Source organism: Petrocella atlantisensis (genome assembly GCF_900538275.1).
Taxonomy (GTDB): domain Bacteria; phylum Bacillota; class Clostridia; order Lachnospirales; family Vallitaleaceae; genus Petrocella; species Petrocella atlantisensis.
In genome coordinates, this window is sequence record NZ_LR130778.1 from 842,722 (window position 1) to 865,984 (window position 23,263).

The following is a 23,263-nucleotide window of genomic DNA, read 5'->3' on the forward strand; positions in this document are numbered from 1 at the left end:
CGCACATGAATTCGTCCCTCTATGAGGGACTTTTTTTGGCTAATATGAAAAAGGTAGAACGCATTCATCCCAATCCAGAAAATAATATTGACGTTTACCTTCATAAGGCTTATAGTATTCCAGATAGGAGTGACAAAAAATGCAAAAAAAAATAGCCTTAAAATTAAATCAATATGGCTTTTACGGATGGTTCATTCTCTTCTTATCCGCCATAGCTATGTTTTTCTCTTCCCCAGGACAAACCTATTCCATATCTGTTTTTATTGATTCTTATATATTGGAATTTGGTTACTCTAGAACCCTAATCTCAAGTATTTATTCTATGGCCACGGTTCTATCCGGTATTCTTATGATCTTTGTCGGTAAGGCTGTGGATCATTTCGGTTCCAGATTCATGCTTGTGACCGTTGGTATTCTTTTGACTTTGACTGCTTTTTTTAATAGCTTTGTGGCCAATATTCCCATGATCTTTGTCGGATTTTTCTTACTACGTTTTCTCGGACAAGGTTCTCTAACCTTGATTCCGGCTTCACTGGTGCCTCAATGGTTCGACAAACGTAGAGCCCTTGCCATTAGCTTGTTATCTCTTGGCACCATCTTTGGTAACTTGCTTGTGCCTGCTTTTAATCTACATATGATCAATACCTACGGTTGGTCAAATGCTTGGCGTAGCTGGGGCTTACTTCTACTTTTTGTTCTCGTACCGCTGATGTGGTTTTTTATCGTGAACAAACCTGAAGATATCGGCCTTCTACCGGATAATAAAGCGCGAACTGATAATCTAACCGCTGATCAAGTTTTTGATGCCATGGCCAAAAAATCCTTTAGTTTAAGTGAAGCGCTTCGCACAAAAGAATTCTGGTTTGTTGGAATTATCTCTATGATTATTCCTATGGTCACCACGGGTATGATGTTTCACTTCTTCTCACTTATGGCCAGCAAAGGTATCCCTGAATCTTCGGCCGCTTTTGTTATCGGACTTGTGGCTTTGCCCGGCTTTTTGATTCCTGTCATAGCCGGTACCATCATCGACAAGTACCGTTCCAAGCATATATTGATGATGACCCTTGGACTCTTAACCTTGGACTTGCTCTTCATGCTTAAGGTTCAAACTGTAATCGAAGCCTCTATCTTCATTCTCATCTATGGCCTGGTTACCAATGTTCAGAACGTAACGACGAATGTTATATGGGTACGTTATTTCGGAAGGTTGCACCTTGGAAGCATTCGTGGTGCGGCTACAGTTTTCATGGTTATCGGTTCGGCCTTTGGTACCATACCTTTTGGTCTTAGCTATGACCTCACCGGGGACTATCAAGCGGTCTTCATCGTTATGGCTCTTGCTACAATCTTAGGTATGATTATGGCCCTGTTTATTAAAAAACCTGTTAAGTAAAGGTGTCTTTATTCTTTTCTGAAAAGACATGATAAATCCTTGCATCAGGTTTGTATTCAAATAAACTCATCAGCTTTATTAAACTTTTATTGATGATCTTATTTCCGGTGAAAATACACATGTACCGTTTTTCTCGCCTACAGCCTAGACGTTCTTTGGAGCTTTCTGCTGTTTGTCCAAAATAGATGGTTTTGGATTTTTGCTTTATACCTAATCTTAGAATATAAATCAGCATATTGTAGTATAAGTCGAGTGCATCTCTCTTCCCATAGTTCATGCCACCAAATAAGAAATACAATCTATCTTTTTCTACTTTTACCATGACAAATGCGACCGGCTTCTGATCATGGTAAAAGACATGAATATCATCCTTTGAAGTCTTGAAAAATTCTATGGGCAATGTCTCCAGTGGATACTTAGATCGGTTAAGCACTGCCTTATATAAAGCATATAGCTGATCATCAAAGGTCTTATTATGAATCTTCTCAATTCTTACGGTTCCTAGTCTCCTCAAGGCTTGTCGCAGTCTGCGTCTATAAGGACTTCTAAGGGCTGACACATAGGTCTCAAAATCCTCATAATTGTTATCAAAAATACATGTATCCAAGGTTCTACCATAAGGGATGCCTTGGGGTATTTTTTCTGATGTTCTTATATTGAGTATCAGATGAAGCCCACCTTCTTCTTTAAGGTGATGTATCAAGGCTTCAAGGTCACCAAAATAACCTTCCCCATCTATAGATACGGGCAAGGCAACCATGGTGATGGGTACATGCAATTTGAACTTTCCAAACGTAAATAGATTCATCCTTCTCTTAAAAGTATAGCAAGCAAATTCCGGATGAAAGTGATATGTAAAGCCTTCTTCCCATGTCTCATCAAATAGGAGTACATCTTTTTTCAGCCAATCATTGTCACAATACCTGTCCCAATCTGCCGGACGATGTGATGAACATCTTACTTCATATTTTTTTCTCATAAGTCACATATTCCCTATATGGTTTTTGAGCGAATCTTGAGGTGATCTGTCTTGAAGCACTGTTATCCCCATGAATCCAACTGGATATGAGGTGTTGTGATGCTTTTTCTGCCGCTTCCATAACCCCATTAAACAGAATAAAAATGGCCGGTGTGCCACGGTACTTGGCTTCGACACCGATTTCCACAATTTTTATGGTTTTTGGTTTTCTTTTCAACATCCTATATTGGAGAAAAGTACGTATGCCTGCACCCCTACTGCTTTTGACCAGTTCATTAAAGTCCGGATACCAAAGGATGAAGCCAATGTCCTTGCCGTCTTTTTTTACAAAAAGCAGATTCTGGTGGTCCAATAAAGGCATCATGCTCTTAAAAAGTTCCACATCTTCATCATAATCCCTCCTGAAATAATAACTATGATCGGTAAAAATGTTATTGTTCAAGTCCGTATAACGCTTCAAGGATGCTCTAAGGCCTTTTCTTGAAAAATCAGCAGCTTCCAAGGTATAGGGTGCCATCCTTAGATGCAGTTTGTTACGTAGATGTAGAACCCTAGGGGCAATGCTTTGTACTTCGTCTTTATAACTGACAAAGGTATGACCTTCAAAGGTCTTAAAAAAATCAGCGTAATAATTCGGATTATAAGCTTCACCAAAAGAAGGATGCCCGGAACCAATGGTTAGAAAGCCCAACCCGTTGTTACAGTGACCGTCTATACCGATGACCAACTTATCACAACCCAGTGTCTTTCCATAGGCTTCTGCATAACTTAGAAGATGTTCTACACTTTCCTTCGCTTCCATGATCGCTTCAAAGAAAGCCAAATACAGCACTTTTGGTTGTTGCTCATGACATATTAAGACCCCTTGACAATGGAGATCCTTTTCCACACTTACCGTTATCATGACTTGTTTGGATTTTTTATAAAAAACACCTTTAGAATTACAGACCAAGGCAAATAGACCTTCTTTGTTATTTTTGAAGGTCTGATCTTTGCTATATATTTTTTTGATCATCTGCTTATAGATGGATTTCTTTTCATGGTCTTTGATGATTCTAATTTTCATCTGCTTATTCCTGACTTCATTCATTGGCTTATATAATATTTGGTGTGATGCCCTGATGAATCTGATAGCGGTAATAGAGGTTCACATACAGATAAAACAAGGACCTTAAAGGTTGCTTGAAAAACTGGGGCCTTATGAGGGTTCTTTTGATAATGGCTCTGATACCAAATACTTCTCTATACAGATCCCAGTAGGCCTCTGTTAAGGCGTCCATAGACATATGAATCGGTTCATGTACGGCCATGGTGCCGTTATAACTGTAGATGTCCTTAATAATAATGCGCCCTGCCGCTTCCATCTCATCAAAAAACAAGGTCCCCGGTATCGGTGTTAGTATGTAGAATCTGGGCACCGTTATTTTCTGGTCGATAATAAAAGTAGCTGTGGCTTTAATGCTCTCTAGGGTATCCCCGTCTGCACCGATGACCATCTCTGTGGATACATCAATACCGGCTGCTTGGATCTTTCTGATCTGCTCACCATACCGATCGACTTTGGCCCAAGCCTTCTTCATATGTACCAAGCTTTCTTGGGTGATGCTCTCAATGCCAAAGGACAGGGCAATACAACCGCTGTCTGCTACTGCTTGTAGAACCTGAACATGGTCGGCTATGTTAATGGAGCACTGGGAGAGCCACTGCATCTTCAAGTCTTTAATCGCCCTGCATAAGTCCAGTAGATAGTCTGTATCTGAGAAAATATTATCATCCAGTAATAGGAATTTTTTATAGCCCAGCGCCTTAACCGCTTTAATATCCCGAATGACTTCTTCTATATCACGCTTATAATACTTGTTCTTATACAAGCAATAAACACTGCAGAAACTACAGGCGTGTGGACAGCCTCTTCCGGCTTGGACCGGTAGAAAATCGCCGATTTTCTTCTGTGTCAGTAGCCCATAGTCCGGTGTCGGATAGGTCAAGGTCGTAAGGGGCATATCATATAAGTTCTTCAGCCTGCCTTGCTTGTAGTCTTCAATTAATGCGGGGAAGCTGATCTCTGCATCGCCAATCACCACACTGTCACAGTATTTGGCGGCTTCTTCCGGCATCAGGCTGACCATATAGCCACCCATGACAACGGTCTTGCCTCTTGCTTTGAAGGCTTTGGCGATATCAATGCTTCTGACTATGGCGTGACCCATACCGGATATGGCTATTAGGTCGGCGTCCGTGTCAAAATCCACGGCTTCAATGGTTTCAAGGCATACTTCAAATTCAACATCCGGTGGACACAAAGCCGAGAGTATGGCCGGTGCCAGACCTACGAAATACAGTCTGCTTTTTTTCACCAACCGGTCCCGATTATGATAAGGGGTAGATTGTATAAACAAGATTTTCATATTAGCCCCCTTTGATTTTTTCTGTCAGATATGCTTTTAACATCTTTCTATAAAAATCCAAATCCATGAAATCATAGATCCCTGTTTTCTTGGCTATCTTATAGAGTCTGATAAAGAGTCGATAGTAAGCTCTGTAAAATGCTTTTCGGCTCATATGTATAGGGTCCAGTACCAGATGCAGAAAATCCCAATCTTCTATAGACGTGGACGTAATCTTATCTTTATAGGTTTTATAAAGTGGGGTTCCCGGTATGGGCGTAAAAATCGATACGGTGACATATTTTAGATCATGTAAAACAACCCAGTCATATATATCATCAAAATAAGCTTCTGTTGCCTCAAGGGGTGCAATCATCAAACCGATACAATGAGAAGCCGTTTCTTGAATCACTTTCACACAAGCACTGTTATGGTCCAAACTACTGCCTTTGCCATAGCCGTCTAATTCTTTGTCCGTAACCGCTTCAAGTCCTACTAGAAAATACTTAAATCCGATTTCAGATAAAGCATAGATCAACTCAGGGTTGTCAGCAATAAAATCCGCCCGTCCATAACAAGTATAAGTCTTATGAATCTTATGGGTCTTAATTAAATCGATGAATTGCCATAGGCGTTCTTTGTTAACCAGAAAATCATCATCTACAATCTGTACGTTTTGACAATCTAAGTCTTTTAGTTCCTTTATCACCAGTTCAAGGTCCCGCTCTTGATACCGACTGCCGTTTAATAAAGTACAATAACAGAAATTACAGGTATAGGGACAGGAAAAAGAAGTCTTGATGGTTCCTGCTTCTGTAAGATCCAAGTAGCGGTATTCGGACTTGTTCTTATAAAAGAAGCTTCGATCCGGTATAGGTAAGGTGTTAATGTCAATGGGGGTTATGGGGTTCATAATGAAGCCATCACCATCATCCTCCACGGCACCTTCATCTTTAAAACACAAGCCATTGATTTTTGACAGGGTCGTGACATCTTTATTATTTGCTTCAAGACATCGGACCAAAGTCACAAAAGCATCAATGGATTCACTACGACAGATATAATCCACGTCTTGATCATAGAATCTATGAGGGTTGAGCTGAGCATGTACACCACCTATCACCGTTATAATCTGTGAGCTGATTTTTTTGGCTTTTGTGCAGTAGGATTTCATTAGGTTTTCTTGGGTAATGTAGCCACTGATTGCCACAATGTCCGGTTTTTCCCTTTTTATCGTCGCTTCTATGGAGATCTTCTCTATAAAGCCGTCATAAATATAGTCCACATAGCCTGCAGCTGCAAGACCGGTGTGAAGATACTCAAGCTCTAATGGCTCATTATCCAGTATTTTGGTAAAGCTCAGTTTATTGGGTGCTTTGGGACGAATCAATAATACTTTCACGGTCTTTTACGTCCTCGAATCAGCATGTTCTTCACATACACACCAAAAAGATTCTTAAAGCCCAGCACCATCTTAATTGAATTTCTGGTTGGAATGTTTTTCCTTGTATACGCCACGGAGTAAGCATTAAAATTCACCACCAAGGCCAACTTAAGGACCTGTAAGTAGTAAGCTTTTAGGGACATCTTAGAGGGATAGATTAAGACATCGCCAAAATTCCACTTATCATAATCTTCTTTAGGGTAGATCAAGCGATCCTCATATTGATCATACAAAGGTGTCAATGGATGAGGCACCAGTGGTGAGAAGGTAATTAATTCCGGACGCAACCGCTTGATATAGGCTAAGAGACGTTTAAAATCCTTTTTCTCCCAATCGGGATGAATAATAAAGGAACCCCAACAGGCGATGCCACTTTCTTGTAGTATTCGAGTAACCTTTTCGTTCTGATCCGTTGTGGCTTGCTTATTGTACTCTACAAGTCTGCTGTCATCAAATGCTTCATAGCCGATGATTACCGCCATAATGCCGTTCCTTGCCAATCGTTTCATTAAGTCTGGCTTTTCTAAGACAGAATTCACACTGCCATAGCACATGTATTTCTTTTTGATTTTTCTTGTTTCCAGTAGATTGCAAAATTCTATCAAACGGTCTTCGTGGACTAAGAAATCGTTGTCGCAGATCATCACATAGGGTTCATCTAAAGCCTCTATCTGGTCTACAATCTCTTCGATGCCAACTTCTCTAAGACTATCGCCTTCCAGCTTCCAACGCACACAAAATGTACATTTGTTACGGCATCCATAAGCCGTTTGTACGATGGCACAAGGCTGAAAACCAATATATTGATAGTGCTTGCGATAACGCTTGGTAACTTCTCGGTCCGGAACGATATATTCATTGAAGCAGAATTCACCTTCGTTTATAAAATCCAAGGCTCTGCTATAGATACCTTCAATTACTTCAGCTGATCTTGTTCCTTCGACCTCCTCCATTAAGTCCGATAAGTTCTGTCTTGTAGTAGATTTGTAAACATAATCCACATGAGGGCTAAAGAAGGAATCCGGGAAACAAGTAGCTTGAACACCGCCAACGGCTACGACGATCTTTGAATCGAATTTTTTTACGATGTCCGCTATTTTTAGAACATTCTCTACATCCGTACACTGGGAGGTGATGCCTACCATATCCGGTCTGTATATGCTTAAGTATTGTTTTATGGATGCATTTTTTTCAATCATGCAATCCAGTAAAAGGACCTCATGGCCTAATTCTTTAAGAACCGTTGAGACACATTCAATGCCAAGTGGCTCTCCAAATAGGAAATTTTTTACCGTTGTTATGTTTTTATTCACCCATGGTCGAACTAGTAATACTCTCATCTCACTTTATCCTTTCATGATTTTCTTCAGATATTGCCAAGTAATCTTACCGGCGCCTACAGATAGCTTCATGGTGGTTGCTATACCATATCGCCTGAACATATAGTGTATATGACTTGGTGTTACTGTAATCTTATAATAAAGCTTTAATATCTGTAGGTAATAGCTTCTGATGCTTAACCGCGTCGGCCTAACAACCAGATGGGCCATGTCCCATTTTTCATGGTCCTCATAAGGAATAATCAACTGATCTGAAAAAGCCTCTAGCATACCGGTTCCAGGCATGGGCGTTAGTGGCTGTAAGTTCACAAAAATGAGACCGGTCTTTTTTATAAAGGCATATAAGTTGTCAAAATGGGCCTTATCCCAGTCGATGCCCAGTATAACCGTACCGTAACATTCTATATCATACTTTTGCAGTATGGCTATAGCTCTTTCGTTGTCCGTTACAAGGCTTTTCTTGTTGTAACTGTCCAGTTCTTCCTGACTGGCTGCTTCTATACCGACAATCACCGCACTCAGCCCTATGTCTTTAAGCTGACCTATTAGAGTATCATTTTTTGCTATAAAGTCAGCCCGTCCATAAACCAGATAATGCTTTTTGATCTTGTGTCGTTTCACTTCTTCTATAAAGGTCATTAAGCGCTTCTCATCAAATAAAAAGTCATCATCCACAATATAGACTTCTTCTTGCCCTATGGTCAATAATTCCTTTATGACTTCTGCTATAGGTCGTGCATGATAAGGGGTTATTTCCTTGCAAAAACAAAAATTACATTGATAAGGACAGCCATAGGATGTTTTAATCAATGCACACTTGTTTTGGAACAGATAATAGTATTTTTCCATATAGCTTTTAGGTAGATTGCGATAAGGTAGGGCATCAAAAGGTGCCTTGCAACCACAATAGAGATAAAATGCCGCATCACTTGTGCAAACCTTATCTATATGTTCATCCACAAAATCTTCCTGACAGACTGTAGCATGGACGCCACCTACAGCGACTATAATCTCATTTGAGACTGCTTTGATGGACTTTGCGTAGTTTTTGATAATACCTATATGACTGATATAACCTGTAATGCCCACAAGATCAGGCATGAACTTTCTTATATGATCATCCAATCCCTTTTTCTCAAGAATCATATCCAGAATCCGAACCTCGTGCCCATTTTCCATAAGCACACCTGCCAAGGTCATGAGCTCCAAGGGTTCGCAGACCATGACGCTTTGAAGACCTATGGTTTCTTTATGGGGTTTTGGTCGGATGAGTAGGATTTTCATCGTTTTTTCCTCATGACAAAGCCACAAATTGATGGCATAAACCATTTTTCATGTATGGTAAAGGTATAGGTAATTGTAAAATGCCTAGAAACCAGTTTTTTGAAAGCCGCCTTAGATAAATAGGCTGCGCTTTCCGCTGTTTTTTCTATCATCTTCATGACAAAGTTATCATAATGATTGTTGATGCTGGCTTGGGTAAAGATTGCGATGCCATCTTCTTTTAGATATTTATCCACCTGATTTAACACGTGTTCTTTTTTCTTATAGTAGGGAAAAGAATGACTACAGATAATCAGATCAAAGGTCTTGCCATCCAGTTCAAGTATATGGTCAGAATCAATGTTATGATGGATCCAATTGGCTTTGATTTTCTTACTTTTTGCTACTTTAAGCATTTCTTCTGACTTATCCATACCATATAACTTATATCTCGGGTAGACACGACTGATCTCATCCAGCAATTGACCGGTACCACAACCTAGGTCTAAAACTGTCGCTTCCTGAAAATTAAAACCACCAATGAGTACCATCACTTTTCTTCTTGTCGGCTCTAGAGAGTATTTCTGCACCCAGAGACGGTCATACTTTGTTGCCAGCTTGTTCCAAATCATTCTATCACCTCAAGTTGTCCTTATCTTTTCGATTTATCATATATTTTCTTATTTATATTCTATTTTTCTTTGTCTTCCATATACTTCCATAACTTTTTATTAACATTGAGTTTCTTCTGGTTGAATCTTCGATTAATAATCCACTTATAATTAAAACCATTTTTGAACTGTACAATGTCTAGGCCTCTTGAATGAATGGCATTTTCCGGACAGCTATAAACACATTTCATACACCATATGCATTGCCAACCGGCTCTAAAGCTACCGGTTTCAAAGTTGATGTTGCCTACGGGACATCTTTTCTCACATAAACGGCACTTGGTACATTTCTTATTGGCCCATAAGGACCTACCATATAACCTTGCACCCACCTGTTCCTCAAAAAAGTGGATTACCGTTACCAAGACTTCTCTAAAGAAATCTCTATGATGCTTTCTTCTGGTTTCTTCTGTGATTTCTTTTACAATATGAGGAATCTTTTTGTCTCTTGTTACTTCGTACAAACGCTTAACAACATCTTCTTCCATATCCAATAACCAATTGGAAGATACTATCAGAATACGGTCATAAAATACATCATACCATTTTTTTCTAAGTTGATGCATTAGGCTAATCGAAGCACTTTTATTAATCCAGCCATTACTACATCCTGTTCGAATAATAAAAACCTTGGCATTATTTCGTGGCAAAGCATCCACGTAAGCCTTGGCTATTCTTGGTGATCCAAAGCCGTAGATAGGAAGAACAAAACCCAACATATCAAATCGTTTAGGATCCACTTCAACTGTATTATTCAAAGCCTTTTCAAGCTTATACATTTTAACATTATAGCCTTTTTTTAGTAAGGCTTCTTTCAATTCCTTAGCAACATAATAGCTACTTTGGGTTCCGGTAAAATAAAACATACCAATGTTCTTCATTCATATGCCCCAATTCTGTTTATTTTCGGACACTGCTCTCTATCTCTCTAGATATCCGCTTTCATTATACATGAAGCCTCTTATGAATAAAAGTACTTCTCTGTATTGTCCTATATTGGTTAAAATATCAAAACAAAGTTTCTCTATTTTGTATGTAAAAGTTCAGCTATCTAGTTTTGACGCTTTAACCCTGTCTTTATTTATAATCTTTTGACAATGCCACATATTCAACCGCATGGAATTTTAGCCCTGAAATCTCTTCTTCCGTGAGTTCTCGAACAACTTTAGCCGGAGAGCCCATGATTAGTGTCCCATCCGGAAATACTTTACCCATGGTCACAAGACTGTTCGCACCTAATATACAGTTCTTGCCGATAACGGCATTGTCCAGTACGGTACTGCCCATACCGATTAAAGTCTCATCGCCTATAACGCAACCGTGGATGACACAGTTATGTCCGATGGTTACATGACGACCAATATGGGTTCTGGCGTCTTCAGCCACATGAACTGTGGAGTTGTCCTGAATATTGGCACCTTCATCTACAAAAATACTGTTAACATCGCCACGTAAAACGGCACCAAACCATATGTTCACATCTTCTTTTAATACAACTTGCCCTATAACCATTACACCGGGTGCAACATAGGCTGTATCGTCAATACTTGGTTCAAAATCTTTATATCTCATTTTCTTCACCTATTATTTCCATATTTTATTATGTTTGAATTATTTCTTAAGTGTCCCAAAGCCGCCATAGACCGGCTTGATTTCATTCACGGTTATAACCACGTTTTCTTGGTACTGGTGAATGAGGCGAATCAGCTTAGAAGCCATTTTTCTTTTGACATGCATAATCAAAACGGTTCTCTTACTGTTCATACCTTCTCCTGAGATTGAGGTGACCGCATAACCATGTTCTCTGATTCTATTAATGAGTTCAATCCCGTCCGTTTCTTTGACAATAACTTCTACCCTTGTAGTACCAATGGCCAGCTTTTCTTCAAAAACTGAGCCTAGGAAATTCCCCAGTGCAAAGCCGAGTGCATAGACAAAAACTTTAATCGGATCACTGGATATATCTTTTAATACCGTTGAAACCAATACTACCCAGATACAAACCTCAAAAAAACCAATAAAAGCGCCTTTTAGTCGCTCGCCACGGGTTATCAACACAATCCTCGTGGTGGCTAAGGTAACCTCCACAATCTTAACCAATAAAATGGTGATATACAACAATACTTGAATCCACATACATATGCTCCTTTTTCTTTGTCATGATTCGTTATAATTTTCACCCAAGTTGTCATTTTTCCCTCGTAAATAAGTGTCCTTCATAACTTATATTATAACAAAGGTGTCAAAATCTATGATACCTTACTCTGGCCTATATGAAAAGAGTCAATTTAGCAACGTTATCCTCACCTATCTTAGTCATTGATTAAATCATTATACTCTTTTATGATTTTGCTGTATTCAAATTTACCATAGGCATTGCTCATGAGCTTCTCAAATAAATTTTCTGAATAGGCTTTTAAGGTATTTCTATTTTCCCCAGATGCTTTCGCTTTTATGAATTTCAAAGACTTAAATCCTTCTACCACAACTGAAGCATCCGATTGCCCATAGAACATGATTTGATTATAGGCATCATATAACAGCACTTCCAAATCAAAAGCTTCATAAATGATAAAGCCGGATTCATCATCTTCTTTTAAGATAACATATCCTTTTTTGATATCTGCCAAATCCCGTAGCAATACACCAATGATTCTTAGGCAATGAATCGCTGTATTAGGGTCATTGATTCCTGGCGAAAGCGCCTTCACGGCAATCTCTACAATTTTTTGAATCGTAAAACTAAAGTCTTGAGCTTGTGTTTTTTTGTTTCCTATGATAACACATTTCTGAATTTGATCCACAACCTTTTCGTCAAAAGCTTCTTGTCCTTTATCATAGATGGTTAGAATCCTAGTCTCAGTAGATACAAATTGACCAACGACCTTTTTAAAACAAAAGATACCTTTATGATTTTCTGCAAGCTTCTGTAATCTTGGGTAGTCGATTTCTTGAATATAACCATCTGATGGACTAAAGACTTTAAGTGCATTTTTATCCTTAGCGATTTCAAGCATGCCATCTTCCGATATAATCTTGGATTCCTTTATAAAATCTCGATATTCTTTGATCTTATCTAATGCTTCTAAATGAAGTCTTAATATTAAGTCACTGGCTTGAATATGGGTGGAAACACTATGTATGAACAATATAAAATATGTAAGCCCTACAATAACGTAGACTACCCCAACACTTGCTGCAAGTATGAGGTTACCATCTACACTTACATCAATAAATAGTATTGAAGTAACGGCATAAATAAAACCACTTACAAAAATACCAAATGATTTCATGGTTGTTTCATTGTTAAGAAAATTCTCCACAACACGGGGTGTGAACTGAGAAGAATACATTGTTAATACCACCATTGTTGTTGAGAAAGTAAATGTAGCTATTGTAATAAAAGCACCCGCTACTATGCCTAGGACCGTTTGTGCTAATGCAGGTGTTGTATAAAATATACCGTTTACAAAATAAGACAGTTCATCCGTATATGTCTTATCAATGAAGGTTATAACTATTGATAGTATTAACGCTACCAGACTGTATATGACCGGATAAAGCCAAACACTTGAGCGAAACTTATTTATTAAATTTTTCATATTAACCATCCTATTCTCATCCTTACAACTCTTTTCTGCTGTTCTCACTATTATTCTACTACATTGGTAGTACTAATAATATACCCTTGCAGATGTTTCTCTCGTTAATAATGGATTTCTCCTATTTATATGCTTTTTTCTACATCTATTTTATAATATAGTATGACAATTACTGCTTATTTATCGTACTATGATTTATTATTGACAATAGTGTGTGTTGTACAGTATAATAGATTTAACAGTAAGAAAGTTGGTGATTATGTGAGTCAAAAAGACGTTATTATAACAAATCTGGTTGGGGAACTAAAAAGAGGCACCTTGGTATTAAGTGTCCTTCTAAACACCAAAGAATCTACTTACGGTTATTCTTTGGTACAGGCATTGCAAAATCTCGGTATTGACATCGAACAAAATACACTCTACCCACTTCTTAGAAGACTTGAAAAACAGGCACTACTTAGCAGCAGTTGGGATACGACGGAATCACGACCACGAAAGTACTACCAAATCAGCCCACTGGGACTTGAAGTTCTGAGCGACTTAACCGCTCATTGGCAAGAAACAAATAAAATTATTAATGCAATGTTAGAGGAGGTCTAACTATGAAACTTATTGAACAATACATCTACGCAATCGGCAAGCACTTGCCTTATAATAGTCGTAAAGAGATTAAAAAAGAGCTTTATGCTTCCCTACTTGATGAGATTGAGGCAACTTACGGGGAAAACCCCACTCAAAAAGAGTTAGAAGCTGCCATCACCGCTTATGGTACGCCTCGTCAAGTGGCCAATCGGTATAAAGAAAATAACCTTGTCATAGGAAGTGGTTACACAGACTTGTTTTTCTTTATCAGTAAACTCATTATTTTTGCCCTAAGTATTGCCTTTACTATCATTTTTGTCATTGATTTATTTGAAGGTGACTTAACACCCAATAAAATTATCGTAGATATTGCTAGGACCATCGCACACATCATAGGTGCAAGTTTAAGCGCTATAGCCTGGGTAGGTATTGGTTTTATGATACTGACACGTTTGAATGACGATCATCATATCGATCTAGAGGATGACTGGACCCCAAAAGATTTGGCTGATATCCATATTGGTCCTGAAGGGGAATCTAAGATTGAAAGCGGTCTCTCCATTTTCTTCATACTTGTATTTATTGTGATTATCAATACGATGCCCTTCTTACCCTCTATTGCTGAAAATGCTTTTCGTCCATCCGGTTTGCTAGGACATAATCTCAACATTGAATTGTTTAAGATTTACTTAATACCACTGAGTGCCTTATGGTTTGGTGAAATCATCTATCATATTCTTAACCTTATGTATGGCACCCAAACCCAAAAAATGGTTTTATTTGATTTGTTGATTGAGATTCTGAGTGCTACTTTGCTCTTTCGAATGGTTTTCAATCCAGCACTCTATCTTAATTACACATCCCTCATTGGGTTTAGAGCCGTCATCTTATTGGTTGCCATTATCGGTGTGATAGAAAGCATTGGAAAAGCCATCAAGTTTATCAAGCTCTATATCGTTCAATCCTAAATAGTATAAAAAGGTTCACAATAAAACAGCTATATTTGAATGTATTTCGATTCAAATATAGCTGCTTTATTGTCTTGTCTATAGAATGGTGCTTATACGTTTGCTTTTGCTGTTTCTACAAGTTTTGCAAATGCCGGAGCATCATTTACAGCCATTTCGGCTAACATTTTTCTATTCACTTCGATACCTGCAACTTTTAAACCGTGCATAAGTTGAGAATAGCTCATGTCATTCATACGAGCTGCTGCGTTGATTCTTGCAATCCATAGTTTTCTAAAATCTCTTTTTCTAAGCTTTCTGCCGATGTATGCGTACATACCTGACTTCATAACTGCTTGCTTAGCTGTTTTAAATTGCTTGGATTTTGCACCTCTATAACCTTTAGCTAATTTTAATACTCTTTTATGTCTTTTATGTGTATGCATTGCGCCTTTAATTCTTGCCATGTTTTAAACCTCCTAACGATCTATTATAAGTATGGTAATAATTTCTTGATTACTTTTGCGTTTGATGCGGACATGATGGTTGCTTTTCTTAGATTTCTTTTTCTCTTAGGACTTTTTTTCGTTAAAATATGGCTTGTATAAGCTTTATGTCTCACGATTTTTCCTGTACCGGTCTTTTTAAATCTTTTTGCTGCACCACGGTGTGTTTTCATTTTTGGCATTGTTTAATCCTCCTTATAAATTACTTGACATCTTTTTTGGGGGTCATGAACATAACCATGCTACGACCTTCCATTTTAGGATATTTTTCGATATCCGCTATTTCCGCCAAGTCTTTTGCAAATTGTAATAAGATATCTCTACCAATAGCTGTATGTGCTAATTCTCTACCTCTAAATCGAACGGCAACCTTTAACTTGTCACCTTTTGATAAAAACTTAATCGCATTTTTCTGCTTTGTATTAATATCATGTTGCTCAATATTCGGAGATAGTCGCACCTCCTTAAGAGTTACAATGTTTTGTTTCTTACGTGCCTCTTTGTCTTTTTTCGTTTGCTCATATTTGAATTTTCCGTAATCTGTAATCTTGCAAACGGGCGGTTTCGCCTTTGGCGCGATTTTTACCAAGTCAAGGTTCTTTTCCTTGGCTATATTCAACGCTTCTCTTGATGTCATGACGCCTAATTGACCGCCATCTTCATCAATAACACGTACTTCTCTGTCTCGGATTTGCTCATTAATCATTTGTTCGCTAATAGTCGGACACCTCCATATGGTATACTGTTGTTTGAGTCTGCTTTTTACAAGAATAAACATAAAAAAAAGCTAGACCTAGATCTACCCACATATATAAGCTACTTGGCACTGCCAAGTTAATAACTCATATGAACCAAAGGAACACGAAGTTCTAAGGTGAGAGTGGATACTCTTCTTCTTTTATCTGTGTAATCATAACATGTCACGGGTGACCTGTCAATGTTTTTTAAATTTTTGGTCGTGTTAATTTACTGTCGGAGACTTGTTAATACTATGTATAACTCCAAGCTAATCTTGCAACTTATTTATACTAAAATTATCTAACATTATTATTTCTTTTAACAAGATAAAAAGATTCAGCATGAATGTTTTACAATTCACACTGAATCTTTTTCCAATTTTCAAAAAATAATCTTTATTCTTTTGTAACTAATGTCTCTACATTATCAATAGTCACTAAGCTATTATCAAGAATAACATTGGCTTCAACTTCTTTTCCGTTTAGATAATCAAAAGCTGTATTCAATATAGCTTTTCCTAGAAAGAATGGGGGTTCAGCTATGGTTGCCTCTACTCTCTCCTCTTTTATTACTTCCAACGTATCATCAATTGCATCACAACCAATCATAGTTATTTCTTCTGATCTACCAGCGGCTTCAATGGCTTCTAAGGCTCCTAAAAGCATCTCATCATTTGCAGCATAAAGACCATCGATTTCTTTATTAGCTTGAAGAATATTCTCCATAACACTCATCGCTTTAGCTCTATCAAAATCGGCCACTTGTGTTGATACGATTTCCATATTTGGGTTTTCTGAAATAATTTCATTAAATCCTTGCGATCTGTTTTGTGCAACATTTGTACCCATAATACCTTGTATTTCTACGATTTTACCTTTTCCACCCAATGTATCTACAAGAAATTGTCCAGCAATTTTACCGGATTTAATAGCATCATATCCAACATGTGCTATTACCTCTCCTCCATTAGACTGGCGGTCCATTGTGAATACCGCAATTCCTGCTTCATTACAGGCTTCAACTGCTGCAACTATAGCATCTGAATCACAAGGATCAATAATAATCGCATTAGGTTTTTTTGTAATTAGATTCTCAATATCTTTCATTTGAATAGATGGATCATCTTGAGCATCTGTAATATAAAGTGTTATTCCTTTTTCATCTGCTGCTTTTTGAACCCCGTCTTTTACATCTACAAAAAATGGATTTGTTTGAGTGTTCATCGATAAGCCAATAATATAACCATCTTCTGCTTCTGCCTGTAGTTCAGTTGCCTCATTGCTTGATGCACATCCCACGAGAAAAACTGTCATAATGAGAATCATTGATAATAATGTTGCAGTTAGTTTCATTTTCATAATTATTACCTTCCTTTTCTTTTTTATGTATTGAGATTTATTGTTCTGCTTTAGCAGATAAATCTTTTACCTTTTTGTCAACTAGCACTGCTATTATAATAACTGCACCTTTCACAATATTTGTTGCATGTGGATTAACGTTCATTAGCGTTAGAATGTTGTCTATGATCCCCATAATCATTGCACCAACTACTGTTGGTAAAACGAATCCCGTTCCACCACTCAAACTTGTACCACCTAAAATTACAGCAGCAATAGCATCCATTTCAATCCCGGAGCCGCTTGTTGATTGCGCAGATCCCAGTCGCGCAGTTAATACTATAGCAGCCAACCCACACATGAGACCATTTATAACATATACCATCCACTCAGTTTTTTTAGTGTTAATACCTGAAAGCCTTGATGCTTCTCTGTTGCCGCCAAATGCATATACACTTCGTCCAAATGCTGTTTGAGTTAATATGTAATGTGCTAATGCAAATAATATGATTAGAATAATAATAGGAACTGGAATCCCAAAAAAGCTTCCCTTACCTATAAATTTATAAGAATCAACTTTTACCGGTATTGGTGACCCCTTTGTATATACCAATACACATCCTCTTAACAACGTCATCATACCTAATGTTGCAATAAAAGGAGGTATTCCAAATTGAGCTATAAGTAGTCCATTAGCAAAACCACACGCAATACCAATACCAAGTGCTGTTAATACTGCTAATATTGGATCACCAGTTGAAGAAAGCACCCCTGCTGACATAACTCCTGCCAATCCCAAAATCGATCCTACAGAGAGATCTATTCCACCTGTTAATATTACAAAAGTCATACCACTGGCTACTATACCTGCTACTGCAATTTGTTTAAAAACATTAAATAGATTTGAAGTACTTAAAAAATCTGGTGATAAGATTGCTGCAAATGCACATATAATAAACAGAATTAAAACAGATCTAAATACATTAATTTGTATGGTCAATTTTTTCTTTAGTTGACTATTCATTTCCGTTAACACCTCCTGATGCATAAGCCAAAATATTTTCTTGATTTGCTTTTGATTTTTCAAATTCTATCACGATTTTTCCTTCTCTCATAACAAGGACTCTATCACTCATTCCTATGAGTTCTGGTAAATCCGTTGAGATTAGAATGATACTTTTACCTTGTTTAGTTAATTGATCAATAATAGTATATATTTCAGCTTTTGCACCAACATCAACACCTCTTGTAGGCTCGTCTAGAATCCAAATAGAAGGGTTTGCTTCTAGTAATTTTGCAAAAACAACTTTTTGTTGATTTCCCCCACTTAAATTGCCAGTATTTTGTAATACACTACTTATTCTTATATTTAATTGTTTTACATGTTTATTTATTTGCTGCATTTCTAGTTTTTTATCAATATGTATACCTTTTGTTAGTTTCTTCAAGGAGCTAAGAGATATATTCTCTTTTATATTTCTTATTAAAACTAATCCCTCCTGTTTTCTGTCATCTGATACGAAACCGATACCTGCAGCTAATGCCTTTATAGGCGAAGAGCAATCTTTAATTTCTCCATTAATAAGAATTGACCCACTATTCATAGGTAATGCTCCATATATAATTTTTGATAATTCGATTGTTCCTGATCCTATCAATCCAGCTATTCCTAATACCTCACCTTTATGAAGTTCTAAACTTAATTTTTTGATAAGTTTACTGTTAATATTCTGTAGCTCTAATACAACCTCTTTTTGTATATAGTTACGTTCTGGATATAAGTTATCTAGACTTCTACCCACCATCATTGATACAACATCATCATAATCTGTCTCACCAATATTTTTAGTCGCTATATATTTGCCATCTCTTAAAACTGTTATTCTATCTGATATTTGGAATATTTCATCCATACGATGAGATATATAAAGAATAGAAATATTTTTCTTTTTTAGATCTTCAATTATTGCAAATAATACCCTCATCTCATCATCCGTTAAAGCAGCAGTTGGTTCATCCATAATTATGACTTTAGCTCCAATGGTTAAACATTTTGCGATCTCAACCATTTGTGTTTCAGCTACTGATAAACTTTTAACTTTTGTCTTACAGTTAAACGCGAGCCCGAGTTTATCCAATACTTCTTGTGCATTATTATAAAGTGTTTTCCAATCTATTTTACCCATTTTTGTTTTAGGTAGTCTGCCTAAGTACATATTTTCTGCAACAGATAAATCTAGAATCATATTAAACTCCTGATATATCATTGCTATTCCTTTATTTTCTGCATCTTTTGTGGAATGGAACTTTACTTCTTTTTCTTCCATGTACATCTTACCTGATGTGTATGACTGCGCACCTGATATAATCTTCATTAAAGTGGATTTTCCTGCACCATTTTCACCACAAAGTGCATGAACTTCACCTTGTTTAACATCCAAATGAACTCCGTCTAAAGCTTTCACACCAGGGAAAACTTTAACAATTGAATCCAACTTAAGTATTAGGTTCTTATTTTGCATTTTCTTCCCCCTTTGAGTACTTTTAATGCGAATCATTGAATTAATATGCGCATCCTGCAACTAGAATAACATTTGTGTAAGGTGTAAACTCTCCAGTTAAAATAATGGCTTTTGCCATTTTACTTTGTTCTTTAAGTTCTACATGGTTTATATAATCAACAGGGATTTCTTTTGGTAAAAGTTCCAATGATTTATTATGAAAGTCTAAACTAAAGTTCTTAGCTTCTAATGCAAAAGTTGCTTTTTCAACGATAATATATTTTAATATTTCTTCTAAAACATCTAAATATCCTGGATTACCTTCCTTCCAGCCTAGATCTATGCGTTCAACGCCTTTAGGTATCGGCAGTCCAGCATCCCCTATTACAATAGTATCCATATGTCTGATTTCTGCTAAAACTCTTGCTAATTGTGGGTGAAGAATTCCTTTTTTAAGCATTTTTTTCCTCCATTTTTTTTACTAGTTATTTGAAATAAATTCTTCGATTTCTTTTCTTGTTGGCATTGCCGGGGTTGTTCCTAATCTTTGTACAGCTATAGCTGCAAGAGCATTTGCAAATCTTGCTGCTTCCCATAAGTCTTTTCCATCAGCTAATGCCGCAACTAATCCTCCATTAAAAGCATCTCCTGCACCTGTTGTATCTATCGCTTTTACTTTATATGCTGGAATTATTTCTTGTTTGCTTTCTGATGCAATAAAAACACCTCTACTGCCCAAGGTTATTAATACATTTTTTACGCCCTTATCAAAAAACCAATCAGCTGCTTTACTTGCACTTTCTTGACTATCAATGCATATTCCCGTTAAAATTTCCGCTTCAACTTCGTTTGGTGTTATAATATCAACCTTTTTAAGAATTACATCACTAATCGGTTGTACCGGTGCAGTGTTTAAAATGACTTTCACACCATTTTTCTTGGCTATGTCAATGACTTTCTCAACTGCAGATATATTTGTTTCTAACTGTGTTAATAAATAACCCGATTCTTCTATAATCTCTGAAATTGATTCAACTTCTTTATCACCTATTGCGCTACACGCCCCCAAAACCACTACTATCTTATTTTCACTGGTTTCTTCGTCCACCATAATTAAAGCCGATCCTGTTTCTATCTCTTCTGAATAAAACAGGCTGCTTGTATCCATCTCCAAAGTTTTCATTGCATCCAAAGCTACTTCTGCAAATAAATCTTTCCCTAATTTAGTAACCATGGTTACATCAGCTCCGGCTTTGTGTGCTGCAACTCCTTGATTAAAACCTTTTCCTCCTGGCCCCATTTTAAATAGGCTGCCTATCACTGTTTCACCAGCCACTGGCAAATGAGGTGTTCTTGCCATTAAATCTACTACAAAGCTTCCAAATACCATTACTTTTTTTTTCATTTTTGCCTCCATTTATGTTTAATAGGTATTATCATTTTTTGAAATACCAGATACTAATGCGATGCCGCTACTTGTTCCAATCCGGTCAGCTCCTGCTTCAATAATTGCATTTAAATCCTCTTGATTTTTTATACCTCCACTAGCTTTAACTAATGCTTTTCCATTAACCGTTTTTTTCATCAATTTTACATCATCTACTGTAGCCCCTCCCGTACTAAAACCTGTAGATGTTTTCACAAAATCTGCTCCTGCTTTTACTGATATTTCACACACCTTTATCTTTTCTTCATTTGTCAGTAGACATGTTTCAATTATTACTTTTACTATCGCTTTTTTTCCTGCAGCGTCTACCACAGCTTTAATATCTTTATATACAAGTTCATAATTACCGTCTTTTACGCCTCCAATATTTATAACTGTATCAATTTCTTCAGCTCCAAGTCGAATAGCTTCTTCTGTTTCAAATGCCTTTGCAGATGTTATCATTGCACCTAATGGAAATCCAACAACACAACACGTTTTCACTGTACTTCCTTTTAAAATTTTTGAAACCAACTTCACATGACAAGTATTAACACATACTGAAGCAAAGTTATATTTTATTGCTTCAGCGCATAACTTAGCTACTGTTTCACTAGTAGCATCCGCTTTCAATACTGTATGATCAATCATTCTCGCAATATCCATAGCCATTCATATACCTCTTTCTTATTTATATATTCTGGTTAACAATAACTCAATAAACAAATAACAATAAATGTGTAACCGGTTACTTATTGTAGTAAAATTTTTTATTTTATTAAATTAATTTTATTATTTGTTCTGAACCTCTTAATATGACACTGTGTGGTAATATAATTTTTTTGAACTCAGATTGATAATTCTTATTTTCAAGTCTTTCAATAAGCAATTTCATCGCTTCTTGTCCTTGAAGTTTTGCATCACGGTCTATAACTGATAATTTGAAATCAATCATTTTTAAAGTCTCAATATCATCAAAACCCATGATTGATAAATCTTTTCCAATTTCCAAATTTTTCTCTGTTAAATATTTTAAGCAACCTAATGTTGTTAAGTTATTTGATGTAAATATAGCTGTTGGTGGCATAGATAATTCAAGCAACTCTTTAGTCCTTTTATATGCTTTTTCTACTTTAAAATCACCTTGAGCAATATATTTATCCAGAACATCTAATTTATAAGCCTTCATAGCTTTTTTATAACCTAATAATCGTTCTTTACCAGGCTTCGATGTTTCAGGACCCGTAATTATAGCAATTTTTTTGTGACCTGCATGAATTAGAGATTCAACGCCTTCATATGCGCTTTGAATATTATCAATAAATACACCATCAAATTCTGTATCTCTTATACTACGATCGACTAATACTACTGGAACTCCCGAATTATTTAATCTAATTAAGTATTCTCTGGTTTCCATATCATTTTCTGAAATAGGTGTTATTATAACACCTTTCAATCTTTGCCCTTGCACAGTTTTTAAATAAGAATGCTCTATAGCCTGATTTTCATTTGTTCCAAAAAATAGAATGTTATAGTTATTCTTTTCTGCAACATCGCTTATGCCTCTTATTACACTAGAAAAAAATGGATTTTCAATATCTGGTATGATAACTCCAATACTAGCCGTATCTTGAATACTTAGGCTTCTAGCTACTGCACTCGGAATATAATTATTATCATTTATAACTTTCATTATTTTTTTTCTAGTATCTTCTTTAACATATCCTGAATTATTAATAACTCTTGATACAGTTGCAGATGAAACTCCTGTGGCTTTTGCAATATCTTTTATATTCATACAAAAACTCCTTGTTATATTGTACTCAAAATTCTAATGTGTAACCGATTACATATGTTATATTAACATGTATTATATTGATTGTAAATACTTTTTTATAATTTTTGCCTATTATTTTAATTTAAATCAAGATTTATATGTATTAATAAACAAAATTGTTTTGATGAACTAGGGTTACTGACTAGCCTGACAAATTCCGGCTGCATTGAACATGCTAATTAAAGTATGAAGTTCCTGGAGTAGATTGTTTGCATAAGCAAGGCTACAGGGATGTAGTCCGCCGACTTTTTCCATATGGATGTGGAAATCGGAGGCCGTTGTAACCAATCTACATAAGGGTTTT

24 protein-coding genes are annotated in these 23,263 nt (G+C 36.6%); 3 read left to right on the top strand and 21 right to left on the bottom strand.

Going from position 1 to position 23,263, the window contains the following annotated elements:
* The first annotated feature begins 139 nt into the window (after positions 1–139).
* Positions 140–1,396, top strand: coding sequence for an MFS transporter (locus PATL70BA_RS04050; RefSeq protein WP_125136180.1), 1,257 nt, complete (start codon positions 140–142; stop codon positions 1,394–1,396).
* On the opposite strand, the gene PATL70BA_RS04055 is transcribed toward PATL70BA_RS04050, so the two are convergent.
* From PATL70BA_RS04055 to PATL70BA_RS04105, 11 genes are all read right to left on the bottom strand, one after another.
* The gene (locus PATL70BA_RS04055) at positions 1,389–2,375 is read right to left on the bottom strand and encodes a GNAT family N-acetyltransferase (RefSeq protein WP_125136181.1); all 987 of its coding nucleotides are present in this window, start codon (positions 2,373–2,375) and stop codon (positions 1,389–1,391) included. The genes PATL70BA_RS04050 and PATL70BA_RS04055 overlap by 8 nt on opposite strands.
* On the bottom strand, positions 2,359–3,441 hold the full coding sequence (locus PATL70BA_RS04060; RefSeq protein WP_125136182.1) for an N-acetyltransferase: 1,083 nt from the start codon (positions 3,439–3,441) through the stop codon (positions 2,359–2,361). Before PATL70BA_RS04060 ends, PATL70BA_RS04055 begins: the two co-directional genes overlap by 17 nt.
* 28 nt (positions 3,442–3,469) lie before the next feature.
* Complete coding sequence (locus PATL70BA_RS04065) at positions 3,470–4,783, bottom strand: B12-binding domain-containing radical SAM protein (protein ID WP_125136183.1); 1,314 nt, start codon at positions 4,781–4,783, stop codon at positions 3,470–3,472.
* Position 4,784: 1 nt separating this feature from the next.
* Complete coding sequence (locus PATL70BA_RS04070) at positions 4,785–6,164, bottom strand: B12-binding domain-containing radical SAM protein (protein ID WP_125136184.1); 1,380 nt, start codon at positions 6,162–6,164, stop codon at positions 4,785–4,787.
* Positions 6,161–7,546 carry a B12-binding domain-containing radical SAM protein gene (locus PATL70BA_RS04075; protein ID WP_125136185.1) on the bottom strand — a complete coding sequence of 462 codons (1,386 nt, stop codon included), beginning with the start codon at positions 7,544–7,546 and terminating at the stop codon, positions 6,161–6,163. Before PATL70BA_RS04075 ends, PATL70BA_RS04070 begins: the two co-directional genes overlap by 4 nt.
* A gap of 6 nt (positions 7,547–7,552) precedes the next feature.
* A complete protein-coding gene (locus PATL70BA_RS04080; RefSeq protein ID WP_125136186.1) occupies positions 7,553–8,830 on the bottom strand; it encodes a B12-binding domain-containing radical SAM protein in 1,278 nt (425 codons plus the stop codon).
* Positions 8,827–9,441 carry a class I SAM-dependent DNA methyltransferase gene (locus tag PATL70BA_RS04085; RefSeq protein WP_125136187.1) on the bottom strand — a complete coding sequence of 205 codons (615 nt, stop codon included), beginning with the start codon at positions 9,439–9,441 and terminating at the stop codon, positions 8,827–8,829. The genes PATL70BA_RS04080 and PATL70BA_RS04085 overlap by 4 nt, the downstream gene beginning before the upstream one ends.
* 59 nt (positions 9,442–9,500) lie before the next feature.
* Positions 9,501–10,361, bottom strand: coding sequence for an EFR1 family ferrodoxin (locus PATL70BA_RS04090; protein WP_125136188.1), 861 nt, complete (start codon positions 10,359–10,361; stop codon positions 9,501–9,503).
* A gap of 196 nt (positions 10,362–10,557) precedes the next feature.
* Complete coding sequence (locus tag PATL70BA_RS04095) at positions 10,558–11,052, bottom strand: gamma carbonic anhydrase family protein (protein WP_125136189.1); 495 nt, start codon at positions 11,050–11,052, stop codon at positions 10,558–10,560.
* A 39-nt stretch (positions 11,053–11,091) separates the two neighbouring features.
* Entirely contained in the window at positions 11,092–11,616 is a 525-nt protein-coding gene (locus PATL70BA_RS04100; protein ID WP_125136190.1) for a DUF2179 domain-containing protein, read from the bottom strand.
* 176 nt (positions 11,617–11,792) lie between these two features.
* Positions 11,793–13,082: a DUF2254 domain-containing protein gene (locus tag PATL70BA_RS04105; protein WP_172596093.1), complete on the bottom strand. Its 1,290-nt coding sequence runs from the start codon at positions 13,080–13,082 to the stop codon at positions 11,793–11,795.
* A gap of 210 nt (positions 13,083–13,292) precedes the next feature.
* Between PATL70BA_RS04105 and PATL70BA_RS04110 the strand changes: the two genes are divergently transcribed.
* Together PATL70BA_RS04110 and PATL70BA_RS04115 are read left to right on the top strand one after the other, a co-directional pair.
* Complete coding sequence (locus PATL70BA_RS04110; protein ID WP_243116004.1) at positions 13,293–13,682, top strand: PadR family transcriptional regulator; 390 nt, start codon at positions 13,293–13,295, stop codon at positions 13,680–13,682.
* Between the two features lie 2 nt (positions 13,683–13,684).
* Positions 13,685–14,632, top strand: a complete 948-nt coding sequence (locus PATL70BA_RS04115; RefSeq protein WP_125136193.1) for a hypothetical protein — start codon at positions 13,685–13,687, stop codon at positions 14,630–14,632.
* Between the two features lie 92 nt (positions 14,633–14,724).
* Here the strand turns inward: PATL70BA_RS04115 and rplT are convergent, their stop codons facing one another.
* From rplT to PATL70BA_RS04165, 10 genes are all read right to left on the bottom strand, one after another.
* Positions 14,725–15,078, bottom strand: a complete 354-nt coding sequence (gene rplT, locus PATL70BA_RS04120; protein ID WP_125136194.1) for a 50S ribosomal protein L20 — start codon at positions 15,076–15,078, stop codon at positions 14,725–14,727.
* Between the two features lie 23 nt (positions 15,079–15,101).
* Positions 15,102–15,299, bottom strand: coding sequence for a 50S ribosomal protein L35 (gene rpmI, locus PATL70BA_RS04125; RefSeq protein ID WP_125136195.1), 198 nt, complete (start codon positions 15,297–15,299; stop codon positions 15,102–15,104).
* A gap of 20 nt (positions 15,300–15,319) precedes the next feature.
* A complete protein-coding gene (infC, locus tag PATL70BA_RS04130; protein WP_125136196.1) occupies positions 15,320–15,823 on the bottom strand; it encodes a translation initiation factor IF-3 in 504 nt (167 codons plus the stop codon).
* A 427-nt stretch (positions 15,824–16,250) separates the two neighbouring features.
* Positions 16,251–17,213, bottom strand: a complete 963-nt coding sequence (locus PATL70BA_RS04135) for a substrate-binding domain-containing protein (RefSeq protein ID WP_125136197.1) — start codon at positions 17,211–17,213, stop codon at positions 16,251–16,253.
* A gap of 37 nt (positions 17,214–17,250) precedes the next feature.
* Entirely contained in the window at positions 17,251–18,240 is a 990-nt protein-coding gene (locus PATL70BA_RS04140) for an ABC transporter permease (protein WP_125138401.1), read from the bottom strand.
* Positions 18,209–19,714 (bottom strand): sugar ABC transporter ATP-binding protein, encoded by a 1,506-nt coding sequence (locus tag PATL70BA_RS04145; RefSeq protein ID WP_125136198.1) that lies wholly within the window; start codon positions 19,712–19,714, stop codon positions 18,209–18,211. Before PATL70BA_RS04145 ends, PATL70BA_RS04140 begins: the two co-directional genes overlap by 32 nt.
* 40 nt (positions 19,715–19,754) lie before the next feature.
* Complete coding sequence (gene rbsD, locus PATL70BA_RS04150; RefSeq protein WP_125136199.1) at positions 19,755–20,153, bottom strand: D-ribose pyranase; 399 nt, start codon at positions 20,151–20,153, stop codon at positions 19,755–19,757.
* 21 nt (positions 20,154–20,174) lie between these two features.
* On the bottom strand, positions 20,175–21,098 hold the full coding sequence (rbsK, locus tag PATL70BA_RS04155; protein ID WP_330510218.1) for a ribokinase: 924 nt from the start codon (positions 21,096–21,098) through the stop codon (positions 20,175–20,177).
* Positions 21,099–21,116: 18 nt separating this feature from the next.
* Positions 21,117–21,785 (bottom strand): deoxyribose-phosphate aldolase, encoded by a 669-nt coding sequence (deoC, locus tag PATL70BA_RS04160; protein ID WP_125138402.1) that lies wholly within the window; start codon positions 21,783–21,785, stop codon positions 21,117–21,119.
* Between the two features lie 112 nt (positions 21,786–21,897).
* Positions 21,898–22,920, bottom strand: a complete 1,023-nt coding sequence (locus PATL70BA_RS04165; protein WP_125136201.1) for a LacI family DNA-binding transcriptional regulator — start codon at positions 22,918–22,920, stop codon at positions 21,898–21,900.
* Positions 22,921–23,263: the final 343 nt, after the last annotated feature.